Origin of the sequence: Nocardioides panzhihuensis, assembly GCF_013408335.1 — a bacterium.
GTDB classification, from domain to species: Bacteria; Actinomycetota; Actinomycetes; order Propionibacteriales; family Nocardioidaceae; genus Nocardioides; species Nocardioides panzhihuensis.
Map to the genome: position 1 here is coordinate 2190764 of NZ_JACBZR010000001.1, position 26075 is coordinate 2216838.

A 26075-nucleotide genomic window follows, 5' to 3' on the forward strand; every position below is an offset into this window, starting at 1 on the left:
TCGCTTGAGCCCCACCGAGCAGCCGATCTGGTTCGCTACGGAGGGCCCGGTGGGATGTTGTTCGGGCAGCGCGACACTATCGCGCCAGACGCCTCGGCCTAACAACCGGTTGCTGATCTGTGTCTCGCGCGAGTCACTCAGGAGTAGGTGCCGCGGACGGTGTCGGTGGTCGGCAGCGACTGGCAGCCGAGCCGGATCCCGTCGTCGAGGTCCTCCTGCTCGAGCACGTCGTTCCGCGCCATCTTCACCTCGCCCTCGAGCAGCCGGAACGCGCACGCCGAGCACTCGCCCTCGCGACAGGAGTAGGGCGCCTTGACGCCCTTCGCCTCGAGGAAGTCGAGCATCGGGGTGCCGGGGTCCCAGTCGTCGTACGTGGTGACGATGCCGTCGAGCTCGATCTCCAGTGTGGCGGGCTGCTTGGGGCCGTCGTCGACGACCTCGGCCTCCGCATCCTCGACCCGGACGACCTCGCCGAACGGGTTGCCACCCAGGGAGGCGAACTTCTCCTGGTGGCGCCGCGCCCGCGGGAACTCCAGCTCCTTGAGCACCGCGACCGTCGCCTTCATGAACGGGGCAGGCCCACAGACGAAAGCGTCGTACGTCAGCCGGTCGGCCGCGAACGCCTTGATCTGCTCAGCGGTGGGCAACCCCTGGACGGACTCGAGCCAGTGGACCACCTGGAGCCGGTCCGGATGCTCGGCGGCCAGCCGCGCCCACTCCTCGGCGAAGATCACCGAGCGCTCGTCGCGGTTGGCGTAGAAGACGACGATCCTTCCCGTGCCCTGGCGCAGGGCCGTGCGGGCGATCGAGATGATCGGGGTGACGCCCGAACCGCCGGCGAAGAGCAGGAAGTCGGCGTCGATGTCGGCAGGTGTGAAGATCCCGCTCGGCGGGAGAACGCGAAGCGTGTCGCCGGGGCGGAGGTTGTCGCAGATCCAGTTGGACGCGTAGCCGTCCACGGTGCGCTTGACCGTCACCGTGAGCGGGTCGCCCGGCGCACTGGAGAGCGAGTAGCAGCGGGCCGCGAGACCGTCGCGGTCGCTCGGCACAGCGACGGTGAGGAACTGTCCCGGCTTGGGCTGGAACGCGTGCCTCACGTCCTCGGGGAGCTCGAAGACGATCGAGCGGGCGTCGGCGGTCTCCTCGACGACCTCACGGACGGGAAGTAGAAACGAGTCAGTAGCCATCCTCGGCCCCGATCTGGATCCGGCCGTCGGCGACGGCTGCTTCGATGGACGCGGCCAGACGAGGGCAGCGGGCGTGGACGAGCCGCTCACCGCCGGCGGCAGCCTTGCGGCGTACGAGATCCGGACACTGGGCCTGGGCCGCGGCCGTCCACTGGACCGACGTCTGGTGCTCGCTGTTCTTCTTCACCCCGACGTGGGCAAGGCAGTCGAGACATTCCACCTCGACCAGGCGGGCCTGGGTGTAGAGCCGCTGGTCCTCGACGGTGTCCTGCGAAGTCGGGACGAACGAAGCCATCAACTGACCCCTGCGTCGCTCGACTCGGTCTTCTCGGTCTGCTCGGTTGTCTCTGCCTTCTCGGCCTCGATCCGGCGGAGGTTCTCGGCGACCTCCTCGTGCCAGAACTCGTTGGCCTTGGTCGTGTCGACCTCGAACTCGAAGCGAGCGCGCATCTCGGGCTCGACGTCGGCGACGTCGACGTAGAACTGCTCGTACCAGCGGCGCAGCTGGTAGACCGGACCGTCCTCCTCGCAGAGGAGCGGGTTCTGCACCGGCACCTTGTTCTGCCAGATGTGTACGTCCTGGAGGAAGCCGTCGCCGAACATGTCGGCGTACTTCTTGCCGATGAAGTCGGCGGTCTTGTCGTCGAGACCTTCGGGCTTCTTGACCGTGATGCCGTACTGCAGGAGGAAGGAGTCTGGGCCGGTCGGGATGTGAGAGTTGATCAGGATCACCTCGGTCACGAAGCCCTTGTAGTCGACCTCGAGCCAGTTGATCATGTACGCCGGGCCGTAGTAGGTCGCCTCGGACTTGAGGAACATCTCGGCGTCACCGTAGCCGCCGGACACGTCCGGGCGCCCCCTGGACGCCATGTACTGCGTGGCGGTGTGGTCCTCGAAGACGTTGCGGAAGTCGGTCGGGAAGGCGAAGTGCACGTAGTAGAAGTGCGCCATGTCGACCACGTTGTCGATCAGCTCGCGGCAGTGGCTGCCCTTGATCGGGACGGTGTTCCAGATCCAGTCGGTGTAGACCTCGCGGTTGCTGACGTCGGGCAGCTCTGGCGGCAAGATGTCGTGGTCGGGCTTCGAACCTTCGGGGTCGTGCCAGATCAGCAGCGAGTCGTTGCGGATCACGGTCTCGTACGCCTTGGTGCGGGCGCGCAGCGGGACGCGGCGGGCGTAGGGGATCTGCTTGCAGCGGCCATCGGCGCCCCAGCGCCAGTCGTGGAACGGGCAGCCGACCTCGTCGCCCTTCACGGTGCCTTGGGTGAGGTCGCCGCCCATGTGGCGGCAGTAGCCGTCGAGCACGCCCAGCTCGCCCTTGGAGTCCTCCCAGACGACCAGCTTGCCGCCGAACGCCTCGACGGCATGTGGCTTGCCGTCCCTGAACTCGCTGGCCAGGCCCAGACAGTGCCAACCGCGCGCGAAGCGCTCCGGCTGCGAGCCGTGGTCGAGCGTGCGGGTCTGGGTGGTGAGGTCGGCCATCGTCGTACCTTCCGCTGGGGGCTATCCACGCTGCGTCTATTCGCTGCATCTGTTCAAAGTGTAGAACCTGTTCTAGTTTTATCACATGCATGTGGCCTTGACACCCGCCCAGGAGCAACTTCGCTCAGAGCTCAACTCCTATTTCGCCCAGTTGGTCACGCCAGAGCGCCGAGCAGCGCTCGCCAGAGCGTCGGGCGAGTTCGGCAACGAGGCTGACCAGGAGGTCTATCTCTCGACCATCCGGCAGATCGGCGCAGACGGCTGGCTGGGGATCGGCTGGCCGAAGGAGTACGGCGGCCAGGACCGCTCCATGGTCGAGCAGCTGATCTTCACCGATGCCGCCGCCGTGGCCGGGGTGCCGATCCCCTATCTCACCCTCAACACGGTCGGCCCGACGATCATGCGGTTCGGGACCGAAGAGCAGAAAGCTTACTTTCTGCCGAAGATCCTCGCCGGGGAGCTGCACTTCTCGATCGGCTACTCCGAGCCGGGCTCGGGGACGGACCTCGCCTCTCTGCAGACTCGGGCGGTGCTCGACGAGGGCGCTGGCGAGTGGGTGATCAACGGCCAGAAGATGTGGACCTCGCTGATCCAGTATGCGGACTGGATCTGGCTCGCCTGCCGGACGGAGCCGGAGGCATCGCGCCACAAGGGGCTGTCGATGATCCTGGTGCCGACGTCCTCCCCGGGCTTCTCCTACACGCCGGTACAGACCGTGGCCGGGGTCGGCACCTCGGCGACCTACTACTCCGATGTCCGCGTGCCCGCGTCAAACCTCGTCTCCTCGCGCGGCGGAGGCTGGGCGCTGATGACCAACCAGCTCAACCACGAGCGGGTGGCACTCACCTCGGCGGCGCCGCTGGTGCACTCGCTCGGGCTGGTGAAGGAGTGGGCGCGGTCCACCACCGTCCCCGGCGGCGGCCGGGTCATCGACGCCGAATGGGTCCAGCTGGCCTTCGGGCGGGCGCACGCGCGTATCGAGGCACTCTCGCTGATCAACTGGAAGCTCGCCGCAGACGCCGACCACGGGGTCGCACTCTCCCCGGCCGAGGCATCGGCGACCAAGGTCTACGGGTCGGAGCTGGCCACCGAGGGCTACCGCACGCTCATGGAGATCGTCGGTCCGCACGCGGGACTGACGGCCGACTCCCCCGGCGCCGTCCTGGCGGGCCGCCTCGAGCGGTTCCATCGCTCCTCGCTGGTCATGACCTTCGGCGGCGGCACCAACGAGATCCAACGAGACATCATCGGCTACGTGGGCCTCGGCCTTCCCGCCGCCAAGCGCTGACCTTCCACCCGTCGGTCGAAGGCCACTCCGTTCAGACCTTCGGGCGAGCGAGCGTGTCGAGACCAACACAGTCGATTGCGAGAACACCATGGACTTCTCCTTCTCCACCGAATCCGACGAAGCCGCCGAGCTCGCGGCGAAGATCATCGGCGACGCCACCTCGGCCGACCGGCTGCGTACGGTCGAGGCAGCTGCCGGCGACCGCGGCCGCTTCGACGCCGCTCTCTGGTCCTCCCTCGGCGAGGCCGGGCTGCTCGGGCTCCATCTCCCCGAGGCGTACGGCGGGGCCGGGCTCGGCATCGTCGAGCTGTGCCGAGTGCTCGTCGAGTCCGGGCGGCGCGTCGCGCCGATACCGCTGGCGGCGCACGGGCCTTGCGGTCTGCTGCTCGCCGAAGCGGGGCCGGCCGAGACCGCTACGGACGCGCTGGCCGGCGTCGCCGACGGTTCTCGAGTGCTCGCGGCTGCCGTCTCTGAGGAGCACGCCCACCTCCCCGACTCGCCCACCGTCGCAGCCACCGGCGACACGATCTCCGGAGTGAAGACGCTGGTCAGGGGCGGGATGATCGCGGACGCGTTCCTGGTCACCGCGTCGCTGCCCGACGGCATGACCGGGGTCTTCCTCGTCGATTCCTCCGCGGAGGGCGTCGACCGCCAAGCGCAGCACACCAGCGACGGCGACGTCACCGCGTTGGTCTCGTTCGCTTCCACTCCTGGTCGTCGTATCGGCGATGCTTCTGCCGCCGCCCGCCTCGGCGATCTGCTCACCGTCGCCGCGGCCGCCGAGCTGCTGGGCATCACCGAAGGGGCGCTGGAGCTCACGTCTTCCTACGCCAAGACGCGAGAGCAGTTCGGCCGCGCCATCGGCACCTTCCAGGCGGTCTCCCAGCGCTTGGCCGATGGGTTCATCGACGTACTCGCCCAGCGGCTCACCCTCTGGCAGGCCGTCTGGCGGACTTCGTCCGGACTGCCTGCCGCCGACCAGGTCGCTGTGGCCAAGCTCTGGGCCGCCGACGCTGCTCATCGCCTCGCCCACACCACCGTCCACATCCACGGCGGCGTCGGCATCGACCTCGACGGCGAGGCGCATCGCTACTTCACCGCCGCCAAGCGCTTCGAGTTCGTCTTCGGCGGAGCCACGGAGCAGGCGCTGCGGATCGGGCGAGCCCTGGCTGCATCCTGATCGACTCTTGACCTTCCGAGAGGCCCCGGCAGCTGCTGGGGCCTCTCGTCTCGGCTGTTGGCTTTGTGCGGTATCGCGCCAAACGATCAGCGCGTGCGATAGTGCGTCGGCGTATGGGATGTAATGCCGGCCCGCGGGCGGACGGCATCTGTCATCCTGTGCGGATGCCAGCACAAGAGATGATGGAACAGCTCGCAAAGGTCATCGATGCTCATCAGTGGGACGAGCTTGCAGCGTTGCTCCATCCGGAGTTCTCGTGTCTCTACGTCCACACTGGCGAGACGTTCGATCGGGACTCGTGGGTACGGACCAACGCGGAGTATCCCGGTTTCCAGAACTTCCGGCTCCTCGACTGCATCGCCGACGGCGAGCGGGCGGCGGGGCGAGGTCATGTCACGGGGATGACCGATGGCGAGCTCCAGCATTTCGAGGTGGCTACGTTCATCACGCTGCGCGACGGGCTCATCGTCGACATGACCGAGGTGTGGACGGACGTCGACCTCACTCCGCCTGCGGGGACGAGACCTCAGGCATAGCCGTTGTCTTCTTTCGCTGGTGGCGGCTCTCTGGCCGCCTGCGTGTGGGGCGGCTGGATGTGTGTCCGTTTGGTCTCGTGTCGGGTCCCAGCACGGGTGGGGCCAATACGTTGTTTGGGTTGGGAGATTTAGAAGCAGGGTGTCTGGGTTGGTGCCATTCGGGTGTCTTGCGGGCTTCCAGCAGCGGTTCGAGTTTGGGTTGGGGATATCTGTCCCTGATCGGGTTTTCGACCTGTTTCCTTTCCTGTTTCCGCGTGCCTGGCGGCCCATAATATGTTATGGTGGGGGTAGGCGTGAACGTGAAGGCCGACCACCTCGACAGAGGCGTGCCCTCCTGCCCGGGAGACAACGGGTGTGGGGTATTCCAGGGGATCCAGGGGCGTGAGCGCTGAGCTGCGAGGGTAAGTAATAGCCCGTGATTGGCGGGCCTCCGGGACCAGCGAACCAAAGCCGGATCTGCGTGTGTGCAGGTCCTTTGAGTTCGTACGTCGGGAGGTGATCGTGATGACCGCACTGCAACAGCCGCAGCATCCTGTGCTCAAGGCTGTGGTCGCGATCACCGACTCCCTCGATGAGGTCGCGGACGCGAACCCCACGTTCATGGCCACCGACCAGAAGGCTGCCACACTCGTCGAGATCGCCCGGGCGAAGGCGCAGCTGGCTGAGCTCGAGCTACGCGTGATGGCGACTGCTGATGATGTGGCGGCGGACAGCGCTGCTCGTGATGTGGCCGCGTGGCTGCATCACCACACCCACCAACGCCCAGATGCCCTGCGTGCCGACCTGCGGCTCGCGGCCGCGCTGGATCGGACCTATGGCCGGGTCGCTGCGGCGATGCGCGCCGGGGATTGCAACCTCGCCCAAGCCGAGGTGATCGTGGCGGCTCTCGACGAACTGCCGGGCGACCTCGACCCCGAGATCAAGTCCAAAGCCGAACAGGCTCTGGTCGGCTACGCGACCCAGCTCGACCCCGCCCGGCTGCGCCGCCTGGGGCGCCGGATCCTGGATCTCATCGCCCCCGAGATCGCCGAAGCCGAAGAAGCCAAACGGCTCGCAGCCGAAGAAGCCCACGCCCACAAGAAGACCCGCCTGGCCATGCGCCGGGTCGGGGACGGCACCACCCGCATCACTGCGGTCATCCCGGACGCGGCCGCGGACCGGCTCGCCACCAACCTGGAGGCCTTCGCCTCACCGCGACGCGACGACGGCACCCGCACCGAGACCGGCGACTACCTGCCCTACGACCGCAGGCTCGGACGAGCGTTCTGCCAGATGCTGGAGACCCTCGACCCGACCCGGCTCCCCATCCACGGTGGGGATGCGACCACGGTGATCGTGACCATCGACCTCGACCAGCTCCGCAAAGACGCCGGCATCGGCCAGATCCTCGGCGGCAGCCCGATCACCGCAGCCGAAGCCCGCCGGCTCGCGTGCACCGCGGGCATCATCCCCGCCGTCCTCGGGGGTGCCTCCGAGGTTCTCGACCTCGGCCGCAACGAACGCTTCTTCACCGCCGCGCAACGCCGCGCGCTCCTGCTCAGGTCAGCGACCTGTGAAGCCGAAGGCTGCGACATCCCCGGCACCTGGGCCGAAGCCCACCACTGGCTCGCCTGGGCACAAAGCGGAACAACCGACCTCGACAACGCCGCGCTCCTTTGCAGCCATCACCACCACCGCGCACACGACCCCGCCTACCTCCATGAACGCCTACCCAACGGCGACATCCGCTTCACCAGACGAACGTAGAGGCTGCAGCCCAGGCACACCGGGCGCCCTGTCCTTGTCAGAGCCGCGCCCTCTTGGCTTCGGTTGCCTGTGCTGTATCGCGGCAAGCGAGGACGATGTGCGATAGCGCTTTGGCCTATCGAGTGCAGGCGGACGGCCGGCTGGATCGTCTTTGATGAACAGCGCTCGAAATGGCGAGCGGCCCGCGCGAATATCTGTCATCATCGCTCTCCATTGAGAGCACTGCTCTCGCCAAATCGCTGAGGAGCTTCACAGTGACTGTCCCCGACGTCTCCCCCGACCACCGCACTCGGATGGGTGCCGTCGCGTTCGCGATCGCGGGCATCCTCTTTGCCGTCTACGAGGTTGCGGCCCCACGCGCCGACGAGACCACGCTCGACGGCGCTGCGTCGTGGGCCTCCACCGGGTGGAGTGTGGCGCACATCAGTGCCATCGTCGGCCTCATTCTCATCCCGCTCGGTTACGGCGCGATCCGCGGCTTCCTGAACGGCAGCCCGCAGGAGAGGACCGCGCATCTTGCCGCCGTCGTCGGCTACATCGGCTCCGGCCTGACCATCTCCTACTACGGCGCCGAGACCTACGGCCTCAGGGCCATCGGCGAGCGGGCGCTGGCCGACGGCGACCCCAGCTTGACCGACGTGGGCAACGACTTCCGCCTCGATCCGACCGCGATGACCGTCTTCGTGATCGGGCTGCTGCTCGTCGCCGTCGCCGCCGTGCTCGCGTCAGTCGCGGTCTGGCGCTCGGGTTTCCTGCCCCGGTGGGGCGCCGTCCCGTTCGCCGCTCTCCTGGTCACCATGCTTCCCCAGTTCTTCTTCCCGCAGGCGGGGCGGATCCTCTGGGGCGTACTCGTCGCGGCCTCGGCGCTGTGGCTTGCGGCTGCGCTCTGGCGTGCTTCACAGCGCCGCTCGTAGGCTGTCTCGGATCATGGCCGTGCAGGCCGTGACGCCTGCTCACCACGTCATCCTCCTACGCACTCTTCGTTGTCACCGCCGGAATAGCACGGCGGGGCACTGTAGCCGTCCTCCACCTGTTCGGGGGCCGGCAGATCCACTGCGCCGGGGATGTAGCAGAACAGGACGATCGCGGTGCCGCCGACGACCATCAGCGTCTGCCAGACCGTGCCGAGCACTCGCCTGAGCGGGTTGAAGACATGTGTGACCACACCGGACACGAGCGCGACAAACGCGATTGCGCCCCAGACGCGGTAGGTGACGACGTTCGACGATTCGACCTCCGGCTGTTCGCCGAAGAAGACCAGATAGACATCGAGCCAGTTCATGGCCAGCTTGCCGAGGGCGTAGACAGCCACCACGGACGCCAAGGCCGTGGCACCGGCGAACCAGGGCAGACGAGTGAGGCGCGAAGGGGCACTGACACGACGGTCTGAGGCGAGCATGCGACGAGTCTTGCGGCTCCGGAGAACGGCGTGATGAGTCTGCGTACTCAACTCTTTGACCTTCAAGCCGCTCGAAGCCTCAGGATCGGGACATGACCGATACTCCTGCCGCCGACCCGACGATGACCGCCATCACCGCTGCCGTGACCCTCGGTCGTGAAGGCGACGACACCAGCGCGCGTCAGGAGCTGCTTGCGATCTGGCGCGATGTCGGGGTGCTGGGAGACCCGTTCCACCGGTGCACCCTGGCCCACTATCTCGCCGACCTCTACGCCGACCCGGCCGAGGCGCTGGTCTGGGACGTACGCGCCCTCGATGCCGCCGATGCGCTCACCGACCAGCGCGCGCAGGAGCACGATGCGAGCCTTCAGGTCGCCGGCTTCTATCCGAGCCTGCACCTCAACATCGCCGACAACCTTCGCCGCCTGGCTGCCTTCGACGCTGCCGCGGACCACCTCGGCAGAGCCGAGGAGCATTCCGTCGCGCTCCCGGACGGACCGTACGGTGACATGATCCGCACCGCGATCCGCAGTGTCAGCGGTGCGATCACGGCTCGCGACACCACAGCGCGGTCGACCTCCCCGACCGTCGGCTGAACCGGATGACGGCTGCGGCCGTCATCCGGTTCAGGCTCTCAAGGTCGGACTACCGGCTCGCCTTGGTCATCGAGGCGAGCCACCGGCGGGCTGCACGGCGTGACCGCACCCGGACCAGCGGCTTCGCGGTGGCGTACTGGAGTTCGCTCACCCACGCCGGCCGCGCGACGAGGGCACGGACGTCGGCGACGAACTCGGGTCGCGGAGTCCAGTCAGGTCCGTGATGAAGGGAGTCGAGCTCCACGTACGGGATGCCCAGGCGGTCGCTGATGCGCTTCGCGAGGGTTGACTTCCCGGAACCGGACACGCCCGCCACCGCGATCCGGGTCGGCAGACCGCTCACAGCACTAGGCAGCCTTCGCGATCGTGCCGAGAATCGCCGAGGCGGCGGCTTCGGGGGCCTTGGTGGGGATCCAGTGGCTGACCCCGGGGAGCTCGATGAGCTCGTAGGGCCCGGTGACGGAGTCCTCGTTGCCCTCCAGCGCGGAACGCCCGATGGCGACGTCGCCATCGCTCCAGAGCATCGTCGTCGGCACCGGGACCCGGCCGACTCGCGGAGCCAGAAGGAGGGCGCGGTACCAGCCGAGGGCGCCGGGGAGAGCGCCGTAGTCGACGATCTCCTGGCGAAAGCGCTCGACGTCCTCTTCGTTCCAGCCGCTCCCCCGCATCATCCGCTCCATCCGGCCGCCGCGGCCGGAGACCAGCTCGGGGAGGAACGGGATGTTGAAGAAGGCCATGTAGGCCGACTTGCGCAGCTGCGGACCCTTCATCGACCGCGCGAACGGGACCGGGTGCGGCACCGACATCGCGGTCCAGCTGCGGACCAGGTCGGGCCGCTCGGCCGCCACTCCCCAACCGACCGCGCTCCCCCAGTCGTGGCCGGCCAGGTGCACCGGGCGGCCGATCTCGTCGATGAGCGCGACCACGTCCTCGACCAGCTCGCCGGCGCGGTAGCCGAGACGCGTACGCGGCCGGGCACCCGGCGAGTAGCCGCGCTGATCCGGGGCGATGGTCCGGAAACCGGCGTCGTGCAGGATCGGCGACACCTCCCGCCAGCAGGTCGCCCGCTCCGGGAAGCCGTGTAGGAGCACGACCGGGTCGCCGTCGACGGGTCCCGAGTCGATCACGTCGAAGGTGAGTCCATCACGTACGTAGCTCGAGATCGTCACGCGTCCATCCTGTCAGGACGCTCCCCTCTCCGGCGCGGGTTGCGCTGTGCATCAGCCGGCCCGGCGATCAGCATGTGCGATAGTGCAGCGTCGTAACGCTGGATACGACGCGGGCACAGAAAGGCGCCGGCTCGATCCTTCGAGCCGGCGCCTTCGCGGATACTGCGGTCTATCCCTCCGCGATCGCGTCCAGACGCTTGACCGTGGCCTCGAACTCGGCGATGAGGTCGGCCATGACCTCGGCGACAGGACGTACCTCGTTCATCCGGCCGACGATCTGCCCGACCGGCATCGCGACGACGTCGGGGTCCCCGGCGGCGTTGATGCGGTTGTGGGCGTCGGAGACGAGCAGGTTCTGCAGCGGCATCGGCAGCGGTACCGGCGAGCCCTCGGCCTCCCAGGCGTCGGTCCACTTCGACTTCAGCAGCCGGGCGGGCTTGCCGGTGTAGATCCTCATCCGGCGGGTGTCGGCGGAGGTGGCGCGGGTGAACGCGCTCTCCCAGCCGGCGTGGGTGTTGAGGTTGCGATACTCAGACGTCCCGAGCCAGATGGAGCCGGTCCACACGCCCTGTGCGCCGAGCGCCAGGGACGCCGCGATCTGACGTCCCGAGCCGATCCCGCCGGCGCCCAGCACCGGCACGTCGGGCCCGACCGCGTCGACGATGTCGGGCTGCAGCACCATCGAGGCGATCTCGCCGGTGTGCCCGCCGGCCTCGTAGCCCTGGGCGACGATGATGTCGACGCCGTTGGAGACGTGCGACACCGCGTGCTTCGGAGCTCCGGCGAGCGCGGCGACCTTGATCCCGTGCTCGTGCGCCTTGTCGATCACGTCCTTGGGCGGGGTGCCGAGCGCGTTGGCGATCAGCACCGGCCGGTGCTGCAGCGCGATGTCGACGTGCGAGCGGGCGGTCGAGTGCAGCCAGCCGAGCACGCCCTCGCGCCCCTCCCCCTCCGGCAGCGGCGGCACCCCCATCGAGAGCAGGGCCTTGTCGACCCATTCGGTGTGCTCGTCCGGGATGTAGGCGGACAGGTCGGTCGAGGTGCCTTCGGTCGGCACCTTCATCGGCATGACCACGTCGACGCCGTAGGGCTTGCCGTCGGTGTTCTCGTCCATCCAGGTCAGGGTGCGGTCGAGCTCGTCGGCGTCGTTGAAGCGTACGCAGCCCAGGACGCCCAGCCCGCCGGCCTTGGAGACCTCCGCGGCCACGTGCTCCGAGGGGGTGAAGGCGAAGATCGGGTAGTCGATCCCGAATGCCTCGCACAGTGCCGTACGGATCATGCTGGTGCTCCTTCTGCGTCAGCGTCGTTCGCGCTCGCCTGGGTGGCGAGCGCGATCTCCTTGGCCTTGGGGTACTGGGCCTTGCCGGTGGCGTTGCGGGGCACCTCGTCGACGATGGTCAGCGCGCGCGGAAGCTTGTAGCCGGACAGGTGAGCCCGCAGGAACGTACGCAGGTCCTCGAGCTCGAGGGTCACGCCCGGCCGCGTCTGGACGACCGCGGCGACGGCCTGGCCGTAGCGCTCGTCCGGGATCCCCACGACGAGCGTGTCGTAGACGTCGGGGTGTGCCTTGATGGCGGCCTCGACCTCTTCGGGGTAGACCTTCTCGCCGCCGGTGTTGATGCAGTTGGAGCCTCGCCCGAGGAGGGTGAGGCGGTTGTCGGTCTCGATCCGCGCGTAGTCGCCGGGGATCGCGTAGCGCTCGCCGTCGATCTCGACGAAGGTCTTCGCCGACTTCTCCGGGTCCTTGTAGTAGCCGACCGGTACGTGGCCCTTGCGCGCGGTGCGGCCGATCTTGCCGACGTCCGTGGCCAGGTCCAGGGGGTGGCCGTCGTCGCCGATCACCGCGGTGTGCCCGCCGGCGGTGACCACCGGTCCGTCCGTGGAGAGCGCTGAGGCATCCTGCAGCCCGGTGCCCTGGAAGCCCGTCTCGGTCGAGCCGACCGAGTCGGTGAAGACCGCGTTCGGGAAGTGGCTCATCCAGCGTTCCTTGACCGACTTGGAGAAGATCGCGGCGCTGGAGGCGATGGCGAAGAGCGACTGACCGTCGAAGCTCCGCCCGTCTCCGGGACCGGCCTCGTAGGCGTCGATGAGCGGCACCGCCATCGCATCACCGGTCATGAACATCATCTGGACCTTCTCGCGGTCGATGAGCTCCCAGGTCTTCACCGGGTCGAACTTGGGCTCCAGGATCGTGACCTGGCCGGCGAAGAGATGCATCAGGAGCGAGGCCTGCGCGCCGCCGTGCATCAGCGGGCTCAGCGGGAGGGTGATGAGCCCGTCGCCGGCGGCCTGCTTGGACTGGTCGTACTCCTCCAGCGGCACCCCCGTCATGAAGTCGATGCCGCCGCCGAGCACACGCCAGAAGTCCTCGTGGCGCCACATCACGCCCTTGGGGAAGCCGGTGGTGCCACCGGTGTAGATGACGTGGATGTCGTCGGGGCTGCGCTCGCCGAAGTCGCGGGCGTCGGACTGTCCGGCCAGGGCCTCCTCGAGCGTGACGCCGCCGAACGGGCTCAGGTCGGAGTCGTCGTCGGGCTCGAGCGAGTTCGGGACGGCCACGAACGTCTTCAGCCCCGCCAGCTTGGGGGCGACCTCGGCGACCAGCGGCGCATAGACACGGTCGTGGACCAGGGCCTTGAGATCGGCGTTCCCGAAGAGGTACTCCAGCTCGCCGGCGACGTAGCGGTAGTTCACGTTGATCGCCACGGCACGGATCTTGAGGATGGCGAGCAGGGCGATGACGTGCTCGACGGAGTTCTTGGAGTAGAGCCCGACGTGATCGCCCTTCCCGATCCCCTGGCCGGCCAGGTGGTGGGCCAGCTTGTTGGACTCACGCTCGAGCTCTGCGTAGGTCACTTTGCGGTCGCCGACTTGGACCGACACCTTCTCAGGCGCGGCGTCGACGGCGTGTTCGAAGAGGTCAGCAAGGTTCAGCGCCATGGAGCGAGACTAGAACACGTTTCAGTTTTCCGCTAGGGTCTGGTGTTATGCCGATCACAGAATCTTCCGCCGGTTCCTCGGCCGAGGCCGCACCGCACGCGATCGTCGAGCAGGACGGCCACAAGCTCATCGTCACGATGAACCGTCCCGAGCGTCGCAACGCGCTCTCCTCCGAGATGCTGCGGATCATGGAGGACGCCTGGGACCGGGTGAACTCCGACCCGGAGATCCGGGTCTGCATCCTGACCGGCGCCGGCGGCTACTTCTGTGCCGGGATGGACCTGAAGGCGGCCGACGAGAAGCCGCCCTCGGAGTCCTTCGACGAGGGCTTCGACCCGACCGTGCTCAAGGGGCTCCTGAAGGGCTTCCGGCTCACCAAGCCCCTGATCGCCGCCGTCGAAGGTCCCGCCATCGCCGGCGGCACCGAGATCCTGCAGGGCACCGACATCCGGGTCGCCGGAGAGTCTGCGAAGTTCGGCGTGGCCGAGGCCCGCTGGTCGCTCTACCCGATGGGCGGCTCCGCGGTCCGCCTCCCCCGCCAGATCCCCTACACCGTCGCCGCCGAACTGCTCCTGACCGGACGTACGTTGAAGGCCCCCGAGGCCAAGGAGCTCGGCCTCATCGGGCACGTCGTCCCCGACGGCACCGCACTCGAGAAGGCCCACGAGCTCGCCGACATGATCGCCGCCAACGGTCCGCTCGCGGTGCAGGCGATCCTGCGTACGATGCGCGAGTCCGAGGGCAAGCACGAGGACGAGTGCTGGGCGGACGACGCCAAGGTCGGCGCCGCGGTCTTCGCCTCCGAGGACGCCAAGGAGGGCCCCAAGGCCTTCCTGGAGAAGCGCAAGCCCGAGTTCAACGGCCGCTGAGTCTCAGCCCCGATCCTTCGAGACGTACGCAGTCCCCGGCAGCATCCGCGGAAGCAGCCCACGGCTCAGCATCAGGAGCACATGGGCTCCCAGCGCGACGAAGAACGCGATGTGGGCGGCCACGTGCAGCGCGACCAGGCCGTCGGAGACAGCGACCAGCGCGATGCCGGTGAGCGGGACCAAGAACATCAGTGCGATCAGCACACGCTCGGTGACATGAGCCGTCCGCCGGTCTCTCGCCGTGAGCCGCGGGTCCCACGGGGGCAGCGGGGCGATCATGCGCCAGGCCACTCGAAGGCCGCCGAGCAGCAGGATCGCCAGACCGAGCAGGATGTGCAGCTCGGGAAGGCTGATGGCGTCGACGCGGATGCCCCCGCCCCACAGGTCGCCCCAGGCAGCGGCGAGCGGGTCCGCCTCACGGGCCTCGCATGCCTCCTCGAGACGGTCGAACCGCTCCTCCTCGACCTCGGAGGCGTCACCGCCACCGCGGTCCTCCCCCGGCGGGTCACAGTCGGTCTCTGTCGACATGATGTAGCCGACCGCGAACTGCAGCACAAAGGCGGCAACGGTCAGCCAGTGCAGGGTCTTGGCGACGACCCCATAGCCCGTTGCCCTCGCGCCTGACATCGAGAGGCAGCGTAACGGGAGCACCGAGCTCGTCGTGTCGGATCGGCACGATTCCGATCGTGGTGTTGGTGAGCGTCGCCATCCGCGGCGCATGACCAGCAGGAGGATCCATGTCCGACATCTCGCGTACGCCCGTCCGTCTGACCATGTCCATGACTCTGGACGGATTCGTGACCGGCCCTGACGATCACCACGGCCAGGGACTCGGCCGGGGCGGCGGACGGATCTTCGACTGGCTCGACGACCGCCACGGCGCCGGCGTGAACGGTGACGTCTACCGCGAGTACCTCGCCACTGGGGCGCTGATCTCCGGGCGGCGTACGTATGAGCTCGCCGACCGATGGGGCGGCGACCACCACGACGGCGTGCCGATCCATGTGCTCACCCACCATCCCGACGACGTGCCGCCGGGCGGTGTCCGCTACTTCACCGACGTCGACCGGTGCGCCGACGAGGCCCGAGCGGCGTCAGGTGACAGGGCCGTCATGGCACACGGCGCCGGCGTCGCCCAGGCGCTCCTCGCCGCCCGCCAGCTCGACGAGATCGAAATCCATCTCGTGCCGGTGCTCCTCGGCGCCGGGAGACGGCTCTTCCCCGATGTCGGCGTCGGGCCCGTCGAGCTCGAGCTGACCCGTCGCCTCGAGGGCCGCGGGGTGACCCACCTCCGGTACGTGGTGCGCTACACCGACAGGTAGGAGTCAATCTCCCCAATTGAAGGGGTGTTGAGGGCACCACCCGGCTCCGGGACGCGCGGCGCCTAGCGTCAAAGAGGCGGGAGTCACCCGCCACTCACCCCGAGGAGCAGACCATGGCTCTCTTCATGGACGTTCACAACATCGAGGGCGGCGTCAGCATCGACGACGTCACCAAGGCGCACCAGGCAGACCTCGCGACCCAGGAAGGTCGCGGAGTCGAGTACCTGCGCTACTGGGTCGACGAGGCCGGCGGCAAGATCTTCTGCTTGGTCGAGGCGCCGGACGCCGAGGCCGCCAGCGGAGTGCACCGCGACGCGCACGGCTTGGTCGCAGACGAGGTCCACCCGGTGATGGAGGGATCCTGAGCTAGGCGAATCGGGCGCGGAGGGCCTTCTTGTCCGGCTTTCCGAGGGCGGTCATCGGGATGGCGTCGACCTCGATGACCGACTTGGGCACGTGCACCGAGCCCTTCTTCTCCTTGACCAGGGCCTCGATCTCGGCGACGACCTCGTCGGAGAGGTCGGCTCCGGGGCGCGGGACCACCACCGCGGTGACGGCCTCGCCGAACTTCTCGTGCGGGGTGCCGATCACGGCGACCTGGGCGACGGCGGGGTGGGTCGCGACGACGTCCTCGACCTCGCGGGGGAAGACGTTGAATCCGCCGGTGACGATCATGTCCTTGGTGCGGTCGACGATGTACCAGAAGCCGTCCTCGTCCTCCCGGGCCACGTCGCCGGTGTGCATCCAGCCATCGCGGAATGTCTCGGCGGTGACCTCGGGCAGCTGCCAGTAGCCACCGGAGAGCAGCGGGCCGGCGACGCAGATCTCGCCGGGCTCGCCGGGAGCGACGGGCTCGCCGTCGGCATCGAGCAGAGCCGTCCGCACCAGCGCGGAGGGGCGACCGCAGGAGGTGAGGCGATGGGTGAGCGGCTTCCCGTCGGTATCGACGTGGTCACCCTTGGCGAAGTACGTGATCGCCATCGGCGCCTCGGACTGGCCGTAGTACTGCGCGAAGATCGGTCCGAACCGCTCGATCGCCTCGGCCAGGCGCACCGGGTTGATCGCCGAGGCGCCGTAGTAGACGGTCTCGAGCGAGGAGAGGTCGCGGGTGCGGGAGTCGGGGTGGTCCAGGAGCGCGTAGAGCATCGTCGGCACCACCATGAGCGAGGAGATCCGCTCCCGCTCGATCGTCTCCAGCACCTCGGCCGGATCGAACTTCGGGAGCACGAACAGCGTGCCGCCCTTGATCACGACCGGGACGAAGAAGGCAGCACCGGCGTGCGAGAGCGGCGTGCACATCAGGAAGCGGGGCGCCTCGGGCCACTCCCACTCCGAGAGCTGCACCTGGGTCATCGTGGCGAAGGACCCGGACAGCCCGATCACGCCCTTCGGCTTCCCGGTCGTGCCGCCGGTGTAGGTGATCGAGGTGACGTGGTCCGGTGGCAGCAGCCGGGCCCGGAGGGGCTCGACCGGGTAGGTCGCCGCCGCGGCGACCAGGTCGACGCCGACGTCGGCCAGCTGCGGAGGCACCGGACCGATGGTGAGCACCTGCTTGAGATCCGGGCACAGCTCGAGCAGCTCGACCGCTCGATCGGCGAAGTAGGGGTCGATGACCAGCCCGGTGATCCCGGCGTCGTTGATGACGTACGCCTGGTCCTCGGCGCTGCCCAGCGGGTGCAGCGATGTCCGCTGGAAGCCCTGGGTCTGGCCCGCACCGAGGATGAAGAGCACCTCGGGGCGGTTGAGCGCGAGCAGCGCGGTCGCCGTGCCGGTGCCGGCACCGAGCGCCTCGAACGCCTGGACGTACTGGCTGATCCGCGCCGCGACCTCTCCCCCGGTCAGGCTCACCTCACCGAGATGCATGATCGGACGGCTCTTGTGGCGCTGCAGCGCCGAGACCATCAGATGACCGTTGTGGGGACCGATGCGGCTGGTATCCATGGCGGCACCTTACCGCGAAACTAGAACGTGTTCTAGAGGTGGAGCAGGCCCGGGTCGCCGCTCGCCGGTCAGGCGTCGCCGACGTGGTCCCGGTCCGCGGCAGCCATCGCCTCGCGTGCCCACCGCGGCAGGATGAAGATCCCCTCGGCCTCGACGCACAGCACCGGCTCCGAGCCGTCGGCCGGCCGGGTCAGCAGCCGGCCGCGTACGACCGACTTCACACCTTCACTCGACTCGATCCTGGCCTCGCCGCGCAGCGGACCCAGCGGAGTCCCGTGCTTGTAGACGATCGTCAGGGTGCCGGTCATCCCGGGCCGGCCACCGGCCGAGGCGGCCTCGCCGAGCAGCTGGTCCAGGATCAGCGCCGAGACCCCGCCGTGGACCAGTCCCGGTGGGCCCTCGTAGGCCGGGCCGAGTGAGAAGTCGGCCCAGACGTCCGCGCCGTCACGCTGGACCTCCAGCGGCGGGGCGAAGGCGTTCCCCTTCCCGACCACCGGGTTGCCGTAGTTGCGGAAGCCGCCGTCCGGCCCGAACCGGACCCCGTGCGGGCCCGGCAGCGCGTCGGCGAGCAGCTCATCGGTCAGCGCCTCGATCCGGCTGCGTACGTCATCGAGGACCGAGTCCTCGACCTGGGTGCGTACGACGGCGTCGACGAGCCTGCGCACCGAGTCGGTCAGCGGGACCAGGCTGGCCTCCCGCTCCTTGATCTCCGTCTTGGTCATGTCGTCGTGGACGTAACCCGGAGGAGCCTTCGGGTGGTGGGCACGTCCGTAGTGCATCGACATAGGGGTCCTCGCCTTCAGGATGGGGACAGCGGGAGCGGGTGAGCCTCACCGTAGACGTGCTCGGTGTCGAGATGGCAGTGGGTCCCCGGATAGATGGTCGACATGCACAGGTTGCAGTGGGTGCACCCCGACACGGTCGCAGGCTCGTCCCGGAGCCGGTTGACCAGGTCCGGCTCGCGGAGCAGCGCGCGGGCCATCGCGACGTACTCGAAGCCCTCGTCCATGGCGGTGCGCATCCCGGAGAGGTCGGTGACCCCGCCGAGGAGCACGAGCGGCATCGTGAGCGCGCGGCGGAACTCGCGAGCACTGTCGAGGAAGTAGAGCGGCTTGTAGGGGTACTCCTTGAAGAACCCCTTCCCCACCATCCTCATGCCCATCCTGATCACCGGGTGCAGCGGCATGTTCGCAGCCATCTCGCGGTAGGGAGCCTCGCCACGGAAGAGATACATCGGGTTCATGAACGAGGAGCCGCCGGTGAGCTCGAGCGCATCGAGGTGGCCGTCGGACTCCAGGAGACGGGCGAGCTCGACCGACTCCGGCAGGTCGAACCCGCCTCGGTAGCCGTCACGCATGTTCATCTTGGCGAGCACCCCGACCTGACCGCCTCCGACCTCGGCGACCGCTTCCCGGACGGCGGCCAGGATGCGGCGCGGGAAGGAGGCCCGGTTGGCCAGCGATCCGCCGAACTCGTCGGTGCGCGGGTTCAGCCGTGGGCTCAGGAAGGCGCTCGGCAGGTAGTTGTGGCCGAGGTGCACCTCGATCGCGTCGAACCCGGTCTCGATCGCCATCCGGGCTGCGTCGGCGTGCTGCTCCACGACCCGCGCCAGATCATCCGCGGTGGCGGCCCGGTTGAACGCCATCCCGAGCGCGTTGAACGACCGCGCCGGCGCCAGTGACGGTGCTCCGTTGGACTTCGCGTTGGCCACCGGTCCGGCGTGGCCGATCTGGGCCGAGACCTTGGCCCCGGTCTTGTGGATCTGGTCGGTCAGCCGTCGCAGGCCGGCCAGCGCCTCCGGTCGCCAGTAGATGCAGTCGGCATGCGTACGCCCCTCCGGGGCCACCGCGAGGTAGGCGACCGTGGTCATCCCGACACCGCCCTCGGCGACGGCCAGGTGGTAGTCGATCAGCCGGTCCGAGACCAGCGCCCCGGGCGAGGCGCCCTCGAAGGTCGCCGCCTTGATCACCCGGTTGCGCAGCGTCACCGGCCCCAGGCTCGCCGGTGCGAGCGGATCGGTCGTGGTGTCGGTCATGGGCGCGCCCTCCTGAACTCGCGCATCCTGCGCAGATAGCTCCGCAGTCGCCGGGCGGGCACCGGCCGCGGCCAGTCGTCGGCCCGGAACCACGCGTCGGTGCCGCCGTCGACCACGACGACGCTGCCGACCATGAAGTCCGCGGCCGGGCCCAGCATGTGGATCACCCAGTCGGCGAGCAGCCCCGGGTCGCCGTAGCCGCCGGCCGGAACCGGGAACGACCTGATCGCCTTCGCCTCCTCCGGCGTCGCGAGCTGCCTCTCCAGCAGCGGCGTCAGCACCGCTCCGGGCGCGATCGCATTGAGCCGGATCCCGGCTCTCACCCACTCCGGCTCGACCGCACGCCGCCGCACCCAGCGGGTCACGGCGACCTTCGAGCCGCCGTAGGCCATCGCCGGTGCGCCCTTCCCGAACATTCGGTACGCCTTCAGCGCCCGCTCCGCGTCGCCCGCCAGCAGCGCCGCCACCGCCCGGCTGGGGACCAGTGGCATGGTCGTGCTCGAGTTGCTCGAGAAGACCACGACCTTGGCATCGCCCGTGGCAGCCAGCGCCTCGCGCCACCCCTGGAGGAGCTCGACGACGCCGAAGTAGTTGACCTGGGTGATCAGGGAGGGTCGCTCGCGCCCCGGCGCCGGCCCGAGGCCGGCCGCCAGGACCGCCCCGTCGAGCCGGCCGCCGCAGGCGGCGAGCACCTTCTCGGTGGCATCTCGGCGGCCCTCCGGCGTCGACAGGTCGGCCACGACATCGGCTTCGGCGATGTCGACGGTCACGACCCGGTGCCCGGCCGCGGTGAGCCGCTCGACGACGGCGGCTCCCATGCCCGAGGCCGAGCCGGTGACGGCGTAGACCGCCATCAGCGGGCGATCCTCGAGGATGGCCCCAGGGAGGGTATCGCCCTCACCCGAGCACCTCGGCGATGCGGTGCACCTCGGCGGCCGAGCCGAGGCTCAGCAGCAGAGTGGTCACACCGGTCTCCTCCCACTGCGCCGCCCTCTCGCGCACCTCGCCCTCGGTGCCGATGATGTGCAGGTCGTCGACGAGCTCGTCGGGGATGAGCGCGGTGGCCTTCGCCTTCTCGCCGGTCAGATAGAGGGCCTGGACCTGGCCGGCGAGCTCGGCGTAGCCCATCCGCTCGAAGACCTGGTTGTGGAAGTTCTGCTCCTTGGCGCCCATGCCGCCCATGTAGAGCGCCACGAATGGCTTCATCGCGTCGAGCGCGGCCTGCTTCTCCTCCGCGTCGGCGACGACCTGGAGGTGGCAGGTCGCGGCGATCTCGAAGTCGTCGGCCGTACGCCGCGCGCCGGGGCGCGCGAAGCCCTCGGCCAGCCAGTCCGCATACATCGGGGCAGACCTGGGCGTATAGAAGATCGGGATCCAGCCGTCGGCGATCTCGGCGGTCTGGGCGACGTTCTTCGGCCCCTCCGCACCGAGCCAGATCGGGATGTCGGAGCGCAGCGGATGCACGATCGACTTGAGCGGCTTGCCGAGCCCGACCGAGCCATCACCTGCGAAGGGCAGCGGGTAGTGCGGCCCGTCGTTGGTGACCGGCGCCTCGCGGGCGAGCACCTGGCGGATGATCGAGACGACCTCGCGGGTGCGAGCCAGCGGCTTGCCGAACGGCTGGCCGTACCACCCCTCCACCACCTGCGGACCGCTCACCCCGAGCCCCAGGACGAACCGGCCACCGGAGAGATGGTCGATGGTCAGCGCGTGCATCGCGATCGAGGTCGGCGTACGTCCCGACATCTGCACGATCGAGGTGCCGAGGCGGACCCGGGAGGTCTCCCGGCCCCACCAGGCCAGCGGCGTGAGCGCATCGCTCCCCCAGGCCTCCGCGGTGAATATCGCGTCGAACCCGGCCTCCTCGGCGGCGGCGACCAGCTCGCCCACGCCGGTCGGCGGCTGTGCGCCCCAATAGCCCAGCTGTAGCCCCAGCTTCACTCTCATCGACTCCTTCGTCACGTAAAGGTTGTGACCAATACTAGAACGTGTTTCACTTTCTGTCATGAGTCGCACCTTGCAGGCGCCCGTGACGGTCGCCTTTGACTACACCAGATCCACCGGCCCGGTGCTAGGGCGCTTCTTCACCGGCCTGAGGGACGCCACCGTCGTCGGCGGCCGTCTCAGCGACGGTCGAGTCGCGGTCCCGCCACCCGAATACGATCCGATCAGCCACCAGGCCGTCACCGAGTTCGTCGAGCTCCCCGACACCGGGACGGTCACCTCCTGGACATGGGTCAGCGAGCCCGTCGCCGGCCAACCGTTCGACAGGCCGTTCGCGTACGCCCTGATCACCATCGACGGCGCCGACGTCCCCTGGCTGCACGCCGTCGACGTCTCCTCCTCTGAGGAGATCGAGACCGGGATGAAGGTCCGCGTGAAGTGGGCCGAGGAGCGGACCGGGGCGGTCACCGACCTCACGTTCGTACCCGACTCTGTTGGTCTCGACACGCCTCCGCCTAGCGGCTCCAGCGGCTCGACCAGCGATCCCGTCAGCCGGATCGTGACACCGGTCAGCCTCGACTACCAATACGCGGCCTCTCCGGAGGAGTCCTCGTTCTTCCGCGGTCTGGCCGAGGGCCGGATCCTTGGCCAGCGCTGCCCGAAGTGCCAGAAGGTCTACGTCCCGCCGCGCGGCGCCTGCCCGACCGACGGCGTGCCGACCGCGGAGGAGATCGAGCTCTCCCACGTCGGCACGGTGACCACCTTCTGCGTCGTCAACGTCCCGTTCCTGGGGCAGAAGATCAAGCCGCCGTACGTCTCCGCGTACGTCCTCCTCGACGGCGCCGACATCGCGCTGCAGCACCTGATCCTGGACATACCGGCCGATGAGGTCCGGATGGGGATGCGGGTCAAGGCCGTCTGGAAGCCGCGCGACGAGTGGGTCACCAGCATCGAGAACATCAGCCACTTCGCGCCGACAGATGAGCCGGACGCGGACTTCGACAGCTACAAGCACCACCTGTGAGGAGCGCTCAGTGAGAGACGTTGCCGTCGTCGGGTTCGCCCAGCGACAGATGAAGGACTTCGACGGGTCGCCGAGCATGGCCGAGCTGCTCGTGCCGATCCTGGCCGAGTGCTACGACCAGACCGGCTGGAGCAAGAAGGACATCGGGTTCTGGTGCTCCGGGTCCTCGGACTACCTGGCCGGTCGCTCGTTCTCGTTCGTGAGCGCGATCGACGCGATCGGGGTGCTGCCACCGGTCAACGAGTCGCACGTGGAGATGGACGCCGCCTGGGCGCTCTACGAGGCCTGGATCAAGATCCAGACCGGCGAGGTCGACACCGCATTGGTCTTCGGCTTCGGCAAGGCGTCGGCCGGCGTGCTGCGCCGGACCCTGTCGATGCAGCTGGACCCCTACACGATGACGCCGCTGTGGCCCGACACCGTGTCCCTGGCCGCGCTCCAGGCGCGCCTCGGCCTCGACGCCGGGCTCTGGGACGAGGCCGCGCTGGCCGAGGTCGTCAACCGGTCGCTGACAGACGCGGAGAAGAACGAGTACGCCGTCCGCGCCGGCGGCTCCTCGGTGAGCGAGCTGCTCGCCCGGCCGATGTTCGCCGACCCTCTGCGCAAGCACGACTGCGCACCGGTGACCGACGGCGCGGCCGCGATCGTGCTCGCCGCCGGTGACCGCGCTCGTGACGTCCGCGAGCGTCCCGCCTGGATCAGCGGGATCGCGCACAGCTCCGACGGCCTCCACCTCGGCACCCGCGACCTGACCGTCTCCGGATCGGCCGAGCGGGCCGCCGCGGCCGCGGGCGGCACCGCCGGCGTCCAGGTCGCCGAGCTGCACGCGCCCTTCAGCCACCAGGAGCTCGTCCTGCGCTCCGCGCTCGGGCTGGTTGGCGACGTACAGGTCAGTCCTTCGGGTGGGGCACTCGCCGCCAACCCGATGTTCAGCGCCGGGGCGGTCCGGATCGGTGAGGCCGCCAAGCGGATCTGGGACGGCAGCGCCGACAAGGTGCTCGGCCACGCGACCAGCGGGCCGGCCCTGCAGCAGAACCTCGTATGCGTGATGGAAGCAGCAGAGAACGGGAGAGCCAAGTGAGCAAGATCCCAGCGGCCGTCATCGGGATCGGCCAGACCCACCACCGCGCCAAGCGCGAGGACGTCTCGATGGCCGGGCTGTGCCGGGAGGCGATGGACCGCGCGCTCGAGGACGCCGGCCTGACCCTCGACGAGGTCGACGCCATCGTCATCGGCAAGGCACCGGACCTGTTCGAGGGCGTGATGATGCCCGAGCTCTACCTCGCCGAGGCGCTCGGCGCCGCCGGCAAGCCGCTGCTGCGCGTGCACACCGCCGGCTCGGTGGGCGGCTCGACCGCCATCGTCGCCTCCTCGCTGGTGCAGGCGGGCGTCCACAAGAAGGTGCTCACCGTGGCCTTCGAGAAGCAGTCGGAGTCCAACGCGATGTGGGCGCTCTCGGTGCCGATCCCGTTCGTCATGCCCGTGCACGCCGGCGCGGGCGGCTACTTCGCTCCGCACGTACGCTCCTACATCCGCCGCGCCAACGCCCCGTCGCACATCGGTGCGATCGTCGCGGCCAAGGACCGCAACAACGCACTGAAGAACCCCTACGCGCACCTCCACAACGAGGGCACCACCGTCGAGTCGGTCCTGGCCTCACAGATGCTCTGGGACCCGATCCACTACGACGAGACCTGCCCCTCCTCCGACGGCGCCTGCGCGATGGTGATCGCCGCCGAGGACGTCGCCAAGACGTACGACGCGCCGGCCTGGATCCACGGCACGGTCATGCGCTCGGAGCCCACCTCGGCGGCCGAGCGCGACCAGGTCAACCCGCAGGCCGGCCGCGACGCCGCGGCGGCGCTGTGGAAGGCGACCGGCATCACCGACCCGGCGCGCGAGATCGACTGCGCCGAGATCTACGTGCCGTTCGCCTGGTTCGAGCCGATGTGGCTCGAGAACCTCGGCTTCGCCGAGGAGGGATCGGGCTGGAAGCTCACCGAGGCCGGCGAGACCGCGATCGGCGGGAGCCTGCCGGTCAACATGAGCGGCGGCGTGCTCTCCTCCAACCCCATCGGCGCCTCCGGGATGCTTCGCTTCGCCGAGGCCGCCCTGCAGGTCAGGGGCCGGGCCGGCGAGCACCAGGTCGACGGCGCCCGCCGCGCCCTAGGCCACGCCTACGGCGGCGGCTCGCAGTTCTTCTCGATGTGGGTCGTGGGATCGGAACAGCCGAGCAACTAGCCCCCTGCGTCCGCCTTGACGAGCGTCGGGCTCCGGGTCGGTCACACTTTGTGAGCGACCCGGAGCCGCAGGCTCGCAACGCCTCACCCGGTCAGCCGAGGGTCCCGAGCATGGGCTGGGACTCGACCAGGCCCTCGTCACTGGGCTCCTGGTGGTGGTCGAAGACGCGTGCCCGCTGACGCGCACGCAGCTCCAGGTGCGCCTGGGCGGGCTTGACGTACCCATAGCGCTCCCGTGCCTGCGCGGGAGTGAGCACGACCGGGTTCACGGGCGGGATGCCTTGCCAGACGGGCTCGACGATCGGCAGGATCTTCGGAGCGAGGGTGCCGAGGATCCACCGCTGCAGCGGGAGGCTCCGATGGACGACCGCCATGATCACCCTCATGATCACGGTGACCGCCGCGTCCGTCATCCGCGACTGCCGGATGTCGGCGAGCCGGCGCATGTGCCGTGGCAGGGTTGCGATCGTCGCCTTGCAGATCAGCGCGTTCGCGAACGGGCGCGTCAGCCCCGCCAGCCCCTTGCGCGGGACGACCGCGTTGGCGCCGTTCAGCAGGTGGTGCATCATCCGTTGGGTTGCCTCGCTCGCGGCGAGCCTCGGGCGCCATGCCTCGAAGTACGCCCGCACCTCCTCGCGCGTGCGCGGCACCGCGCCGGGATCGCAGGTCTGGAACTCGGCCGCGACCGCACACTCGGCCCAGAACTGCTCGACCTCGGCATCGGAGAGCTTGCCCGGCCCGAACGTCTCGTAGGCCGTGAGGACCGAATGCCAGCCGGTGATGAGGATCCAGAGCTGGGAGTCGGGGTCGTTGGCGTCGTACCGGTTGCCACTGACCGGCTCGATGCCGATCGCCTTGGAGTGGATCTTGACCAGCACGTCCGCCATCTTCGAAACGGTCCGACTGTCCGCGAACGCCACTGCGGCGAAGTACTGGACCGTCCGGGCGTAGCGCGTGTCGAGCCGGTCGTAGTTCGCGCCGGTGTCGTGCACGGCGGCGAGCAGGTTGGGATCGAGCTCCTCGATCGTCACCGCGCGCACGATGCCGATCAGCGGGGTCGTGGGATAGCCCCACACCTTGTGAGTGATCGACCCCGGCCCGAAGAATCCGTAGTCCTCGTGCGGCGCGATCTCTCGGCGTGTCTTCTTCATCTCGTGCTCCTTGTGGCTTGGCGGGA

27 protein-coding genes are annotated in these 26075 nt (G+C 68.9%); 12 read left to right on the forward strand and 15 right to left on the reverse strand.

All coding sequences use genetic code 11. From position 1 onward, the window contains the following. Nucleotides 1–137: 137 nt before the first annotated feature. From BJ988_RS10390 to BJ988_RS10400, 3 genes are read right to left on the reverse strand one after another with little or no spacing between them, the layout of a single operon-like run. Nucleotides 138–1187, reverse strand: coding sequence for a ferredoxin--NADP reductase (locus tag BJ988_RS10390; RefSeq protein ID WP_179657915.1), 1050 nt, complete (start codon nucleotides 1185–1187; stop codon nucleotides 138–140). Beyond that, nucleotides 1177–1482, reverse strand: a complete 306-nt coding sequence (locus tag BJ988_RS10395) for a hypothetical protein (RefSeq protein ID WP_179657916.1) — start codon at nucleotides 1480–1482, stop codon at nucleotides 1177–1179. The genes BJ988_RS10390 and BJ988_RS10395 overlap by 11 nt, the downstream gene beginning before the upstream one ends. After that, nucleotides 1482–2669 (reverse strand): 3-ketosteroid-9-alpha-monooxygenase, oxygenase component, encoded by a 1188-nt coding sequence (locus BJ988_RS10400; RefSeq protein ID WP_179657917.1) that lies wholly within the window; start codon nucleotides 2667–2669, stop codon nucleotides 1482–1484. The genes BJ988_RS10395 and BJ988_RS10400 overlap by 1 nt, the downstream gene beginning before the upstream one ends. 85 nt (nucleotides 2670–2754) lie before the next feature. Between BJ988_RS10400 and BJ988_RS10405 the strand changes: the two genes are divergently transcribed. The 5 genes from BJ988_RS10405 to BJ988_RS10425 all read left to right on the forward strand — a co-directional run bounded on the left by BJ988_RS10405 (nucleotide 2755) and on the right by BJ988_RS10425 (nucleotide 8333). Further along, the gene (locus BJ988_RS10405; RefSeq protein ID WP_179657918.1) at nucleotides 2755–3957 is read left to right on the forward strand and encodes an acyl-CoA dehydrogenase family protein; all 1203 of its coding nucleotides are present in this window, start codon (nucleotides 2755–2757) and stop codon (nucleotides 3955–3957) included. An 88-nt stretch (nucleotides 3958–4045) separates the two neighbouring features. Continuing rightward, entirely contained in the window at nucleotides 4046–5137 is a 1092-nt protein-coding gene (locus BJ988_RS10410; RefSeq protein ID WP_179657919.1) for an acyl-CoA dehydrogenase family protein, read from the forward strand. 164 nt (nucleotides 5138–5301) lie between these two features. Beyond that, the gene (locus BJ988_RS10415) at nucleotides 5302–5673 is read left to right on the forward strand and encodes a nuclear transport factor 2 family protein (RefSeq protein WP_179657920.1); all 372 of its coding nucleotides are present in this window, start codon (nucleotides 5302–5304) and stop codon (nucleotides 5671–5673) included. A gap of 504 nt (nucleotides 5674–6177) precedes the next feature. Further along, nucleotides 6178–7419 (forward strand): HNH endonuclease signature motif containing protein, encoded by a 1242-nt coding sequence (locus BJ988_RS10420; protein ID WP_179657921.1) that lies wholly within the window; start codon nucleotides 6178–6180, stop codon nucleotides 7417–7419. Between the two features lie 254 nt (nucleotides 7420–7673). Continuing rightward, nucleotides 7674–8333: a hypothetical protein gene (locus tag BJ988_RS10425; RefSeq protein WP_179657922.1), complete on the forward strand. Its 660-nt coding sequence runs from the start codon at nucleotides 7674–7676 to the stop codon at nucleotides 8331–8333. 47 nt (nucleotides 8334–8380) lie between these two features. Here BJ988_RS10425 and BJ988_RS10430 read toward each other — a convergent pair whose 3' ends face one another. Beyond that, the gene (locus BJ988_RS10430; RefSeq protein WP_179657923.1) at nucleotides 8381–8818 is read right to left on the reverse strand and encodes a hypothetical protein; all 438 of its coding nucleotides are present in this window, start codon (nucleotides 8816–8818) and stop codon (nucleotides 8381–8383) included. 92 nt (nucleotides 8819–8910) lie between these two features. On the opposite strand from BJ988_RS10430, the gene BJ988_RS10435 reads away from it, so the two are divergent. After that, nucleotides 8911–9414, forward strand: coding sequence for a hypothetical protein (locus BJ988_RS10435; protein ID WP_179657924.1), 504 nt, complete (start codon nucleotides 8911–8913; stop codon nucleotides 9412–9414). 49 nt (nucleotides 9415–9463) lie between these two features. On the opposite strand, the gene BJ988_RS10440 is transcribed toward BJ988_RS10435, so the two are convergent. The 4 genes from BJ988_RS10440 to BJ988_RS10455 all read right to left on the reverse strand — a co-directional run bounded on the left by BJ988_RS10440 (nucleotide 9464) and on the right by BJ988_RS10455 (nucleotide 13523). Further along, nucleotides 9464–9757, reverse strand: coding sequence for a P-loop NTPase family protein (locus BJ988_RS10440; RefSeq protein WP_179657925.1), 294 nt, complete (start codon nucleotides 9755–9757; stop codon nucleotides 9464–9466). 4 nt (nucleotides 9758–9761) lie between these two features. Next, nucleotides 9762–10583 (reverse strand): alpha/beta fold hydrolase, encoded by an 822-nt coding sequence (locus tag BJ988_RS10445; protein WP_179657926.1) that lies wholly within the window; start codon nucleotides 10581–10583, stop codon nucleotides 9762–9764. 169 nt (nucleotides 10584–10752) lie between these two features. Beyond that, nucleotides 10753–11862 (reverse strand): NAD(P)H-dependent flavin oxidoreductase, encoded by a 1110-nt coding sequence (locus BJ988_RS10450; protein ID WP_218860735.1) that lies wholly within the window; start codon nucleotides 11860–11862, stop codon nucleotides 10753–10755. After that, nucleotides 11859–13523: an acyl-CoA synthetase gene (locus BJ988_RS10455; protein ID WP_179657927.1), complete on the reverse strand. Its 1665-nt coding sequence runs from the start codon at nucleotides 13521–13523 to the stop codon at nucleotides 11859–11861. The genes BJ988_RS10450 and BJ988_RS10455 overlap by 4 nt, the downstream gene beginning before the upstream one ends. A 47-nt stretch (nucleotides 13524–13570) precedes the next feature. Here BJ988_RS10455 and BJ988_RS10460 point away from each other — a divergent pair, with 47 nt between their 5' ends. After that, nucleotides 13571–14392: a crotonase/enoyl-CoA hydratase family protein gene (locus tag BJ988_RS10460; protein ID WP_179657928.1), complete on the forward strand. Its 822-nt coding sequence runs from the start codon at nucleotides 13571–13573 to the stop codon at nucleotides 14390–14392. Between the two features lie 3 nt (nucleotides 14393–14395). On the opposite strand, the gene BJ988_RS10465 is transcribed toward BJ988_RS10460, so the two are convergent. After that, nucleotides 14396–15019: a cytochrome b gene (locus BJ988_RS10465; RefSeq protein ID WP_179657929.1), complete on the reverse strand. Its 624-nt coding sequence runs from the start codon at nucleotides 15017–15019 to the stop codon at nucleotides 14396–14398. Nucleotides 15020–15129: 110 nt separating this feature from the next. Between BJ988_RS10465 and BJ988_RS10470 the strand changes: the two genes are divergently transcribed. Both BJ988_RS10470 and BJ988_RS10475 read left to right on the forward strand, forming a co-directional pair. Next, nucleotides 15130–15714, forward strand: a complete 585-nt coding sequence (locus tag BJ988_RS10470) for a dihydrofolate reductase family protein (RefSeq protein WP_179657930.1) — start codon at nucleotides 15130–15132, stop codon at nucleotides 15712–15714. Nucleotides 15715–15827: 113 nt separating this feature from the next. After that, nucleotides 15828–16079 (forward strand): DUF4242 domain-containing protein, encoded by a 252-nt coding sequence (locus BJ988_RS10475; protein ID WP_179657931.1) that lies wholly within the window; start codon nucleotides 15828–15830, stop codon nucleotides 16077–16079. 1 nt (nucleotide 16080) lies between these two features. Here the strand turns inward: BJ988_RS10475 and fadD8 are convergent, their stop codons facing one another. The 5 genes from fadD8 to BJ988_RS10500 all read right to left on the reverse strand — a co-directional run bounded on the left by fadD8 (nucleotide 16081) and on the right by BJ988_RS10500 (nucleotide 21637). Further along, nucleotides 16081–17655: a fatty-acid--CoA ligase FadD8 gene (fadD8, locus tag BJ988_RS10480; RefSeq protein WP_179657932.1), complete on the reverse strand. Its 1575-nt coding sequence runs from the start codon at nucleotides 17653–17655 to the stop codon at nucleotides 16081–16083. Nucleotides 17656–17723: 68 nt separating this feature from the next. Then, nucleotides 17724–18434: a PaaI family thioesterase gene (locus BJ988_RS10485; RefSeq protein ID WP_246321456.1), complete on the reverse strand. Its 711-nt coding sequence runs from the start codon at nucleotides 18432–18434 to the stop codon at nucleotides 17724–17726. A gap of 20 nt (nucleotides 18435–18454) precedes the next feature. Then, entirely contained in the window at nucleotides 18455–19690 is a 1236-nt protein-coding gene (locus BJ988_RS10490) for an NADH:flavin oxidoreductase (protein ID WP_179657934.1), read from the reverse strand. Then, nucleotides 19687–20544 (reverse strand): SDR family oxidoreductase, encoded by an 858-nt coding sequence (locus tag BJ988_RS10495; RefSeq protein WP_179657935.1) that lies wholly within the window; start codon nucleotides 20542–20544, stop codon nucleotides 19687–19689. The genes BJ988_RS10490 and BJ988_RS10495 overlap by 4 nt, the downstream gene beginning before the upstream one ends. Before the next feature lie 43 nt (nucleotides 20545–20587). Further along, on the reverse strand, nucleotides 20588–21637 hold the full coding sequence (locus tag BJ988_RS10500; protein ID WP_218860737.1) for an LLM class F420-dependent oxidoreductase: 1050 nt from the start codon (nucleotides 21635–21637) through the stop codon (nucleotides 20588–20590). A 58-nt stretch (nucleotides 21638–21695) separates the two neighbouring features. Here BJ988_RS10500 and BJ988_RS10505 point away from each other — a divergent pair, with 58 nt between their 5' ends. The 3 genes from BJ988_RS10505 to BJ988_RS10515 are packed head-to-tail and all read left to right on the forward strand — an operon-like array spanning nucleotide 21696 to nucleotide 24899. Continuing rightward, nucleotides 21696–22658: a Zn-ribbon domain-containing OB-fold protein gene (locus BJ988_RS10505; protein WP_179657936.1), complete on the forward strand. Its 963-nt coding sequence runs from the start codon at nucleotides 21696–21698 to the stop codon at nucleotides 22656–22658. A 10-nt stretch (nucleotides 22659–22668) separates the two neighbouring features. Beyond that, nucleotides 22669–23739, forward strand: a complete 1071-nt coding sequence (locus tag BJ988_RS10510) for a thiolase domain-containing protein (RefSeq protein WP_179657937.1) — start codon at nucleotides 22669–22671, stop codon at nucleotides 23737–23739. After that, nucleotides 23736–24899, forward strand: a complete 1164-nt coding sequence (locus BJ988_RS10515) for a thiolase domain-containing protein (protein ID WP_179657938.1) — start codon at nucleotides 23736–23738, stop codon at nucleotides 24897–24899. Before BJ988_RS10510 ends, BJ988_RS10515 begins: the two co-directional genes overlap by 4 nt. Nucleotides 24900–24990: 91 nt before the next feature. On the opposite strand, the gene BJ988_RS10520 is transcribed toward BJ988_RS10515, so the two are convergent. Beyond that, complete coding sequence (locus tag BJ988_RS10520) at nucleotides 24991–26049, reverse strand: oxygenase MpaB family protein (RefSeq protein WP_179657939.1); 1059 nt, start codon at nucleotides 26047–26049, stop codon at nucleotides 24991–24993. Nucleotides 26050–26075: the final 26 nt, after the last annotated feature.

Coding starts and splice junctions, on each gene's coding strand:
- BJ988_RS10390 (WP_179657915.1), bottom strand. CDS start 1,187: ATGGCTACTGACTCGTTTCTACTTCCCGTCCGTGAGGTCGTCGAGGAG.
- BJ988_RS10395 (WP_179657916.1), bottom strand. CDS start 1,482: ATGGCTTCGTTCGTCCCGACTTCGCAGGACACCGTCGAGGACCAGCGG.
- BJ988_RS10400 (WP_179657917.1), bottom strand. CDS start 2,669: ATGGCCGACCTCACCACCCAGACCCGCACGCTCGACCACGGCTCGCAG.
- BJ988_RS10405 (WP_179657918.1), top strand. CDS start 2,755: ATGCATGTGGCCTTGACACCCGCCCAGGAGCAACTTCGCTCAGAGCTC.
- BJ988_RS10410 (WP_179657919.1), top strand. CDS start 4,046: ATGGACTTCTCCTTCTCCACCGAATCCGACGAAGCCGCCGAGCTCGCG.
- BJ988_RS10415 (WP_179657920.1), top strand. CDS start 5,302: ATGCCAGCACAAGAGATGATGGAACAGCTCGCAAAGGTCATCGATGCT.
- BJ988_RS10420 (WP_179657921.1), top strand. CDS start 6,178: ATGACCGCACTGCAACAGCCGCAGCATCCTGTGCTCAAGGCTGTGGTC.
- BJ988_RS10430 (WP_179657923.1), bottom strand. CDS start 8,818: ATGCTCGCCTCAGACCGTCGTGTCAGTGCCCCTTCGCGCCTCACTCGT.
- BJ988_RS10435 (WP_179657924.1), top strand. CDS start 8,911: ATGACCGATACTCCTGCCGCCGACCCGACGATGACCGCCATCACCGCT.
- BJ988_RS10450 (WP_218860735.1), bottom strand. CDS start 11,862: ATGATCCGTACGGCACTGTGCGAGGCATTCGGGATCGACTACCCGATC.
- BJ988_RS10455 (WP_179657927.1), bottom strand. CDS start 13,523: ATGGCGCTGAACCTTGCTGACCTCTTCGAACACGCCGTCGACGCCGCG.
- BJ988_RS10460 (WP_179657928.1), top strand. CDS start 13,571: ATGCCGATCACAGAATCTTCCGCCGGTTCCTCGGCCGAGGCCGCACCG.
- BJ988_RS10465 (WP_179657929.1), bottom strand. CDS start 15,019: ATGTCAGGCGCGAGGGCAACGGGCTATGGGGTCGTCGCCAAGACCCTG.
- BJ988_RS10470 (WP_179657930.1), top strand. CDS start 15,130: ATGTCCGACATCTCGCGTACGCCCGTCCGTCTGACCATGTCCATGACT.
- BJ988_RS10475 (WP_179657931.1), top strand. CDS start 15,828: ATGGCTCTCTTCATGGACGTTCACAACATCGAGGGCGGCGTCAGCATC.
- fadD8 (WP_179657932.1), bottom strand. CDS start 17,655: ATGGATACCAGCCGCATCGGTCCCCACAACGGTCATCTGATGGTCTCG.
- BJ988_RS10485 (WP_246321456.1), bottom strand. CDS start 18,434: ATGCACTACGGACGTGCCCACCACCCGAAGGCTCCTCCGGGTTACGTC.
- BJ988_RS10490 (WP_179657934.1), bottom strand. CDS start 19,690: ATGACCGACACCACGACCGATCCGCTCGCACCGGCGAGCCTGGGGCCG.
- BJ988_RS10495 (WP_179657935.1), bottom strand. CDS start 20,544: ATGGCGGTCTACGCCGTCACCGGCTCGGCCTCGGGCATGGGAGCCGCC.
- BJ988_RS10500 (WP_218860737.1), bottom strand. CDS start 21,637: ATGAGAGTGAAGCTGGGGCTACAGCTGGGCTATTGGGGCGCACAGCCG.
- BJ988_RS10505 (WP_179657936.1), top strand. CDS start 21,696: ATGAGTCGCACCTTGCAGGCGCCCGTGACGGTCGCCTTTGACTACACC.
- BJ988_RS10520 (WP_179657939.1), bottom strand. CDS start 26,049: ATGAAGAAGACACGCCGAGAGATCGCGCCGCACGAGGACTACGGATTC.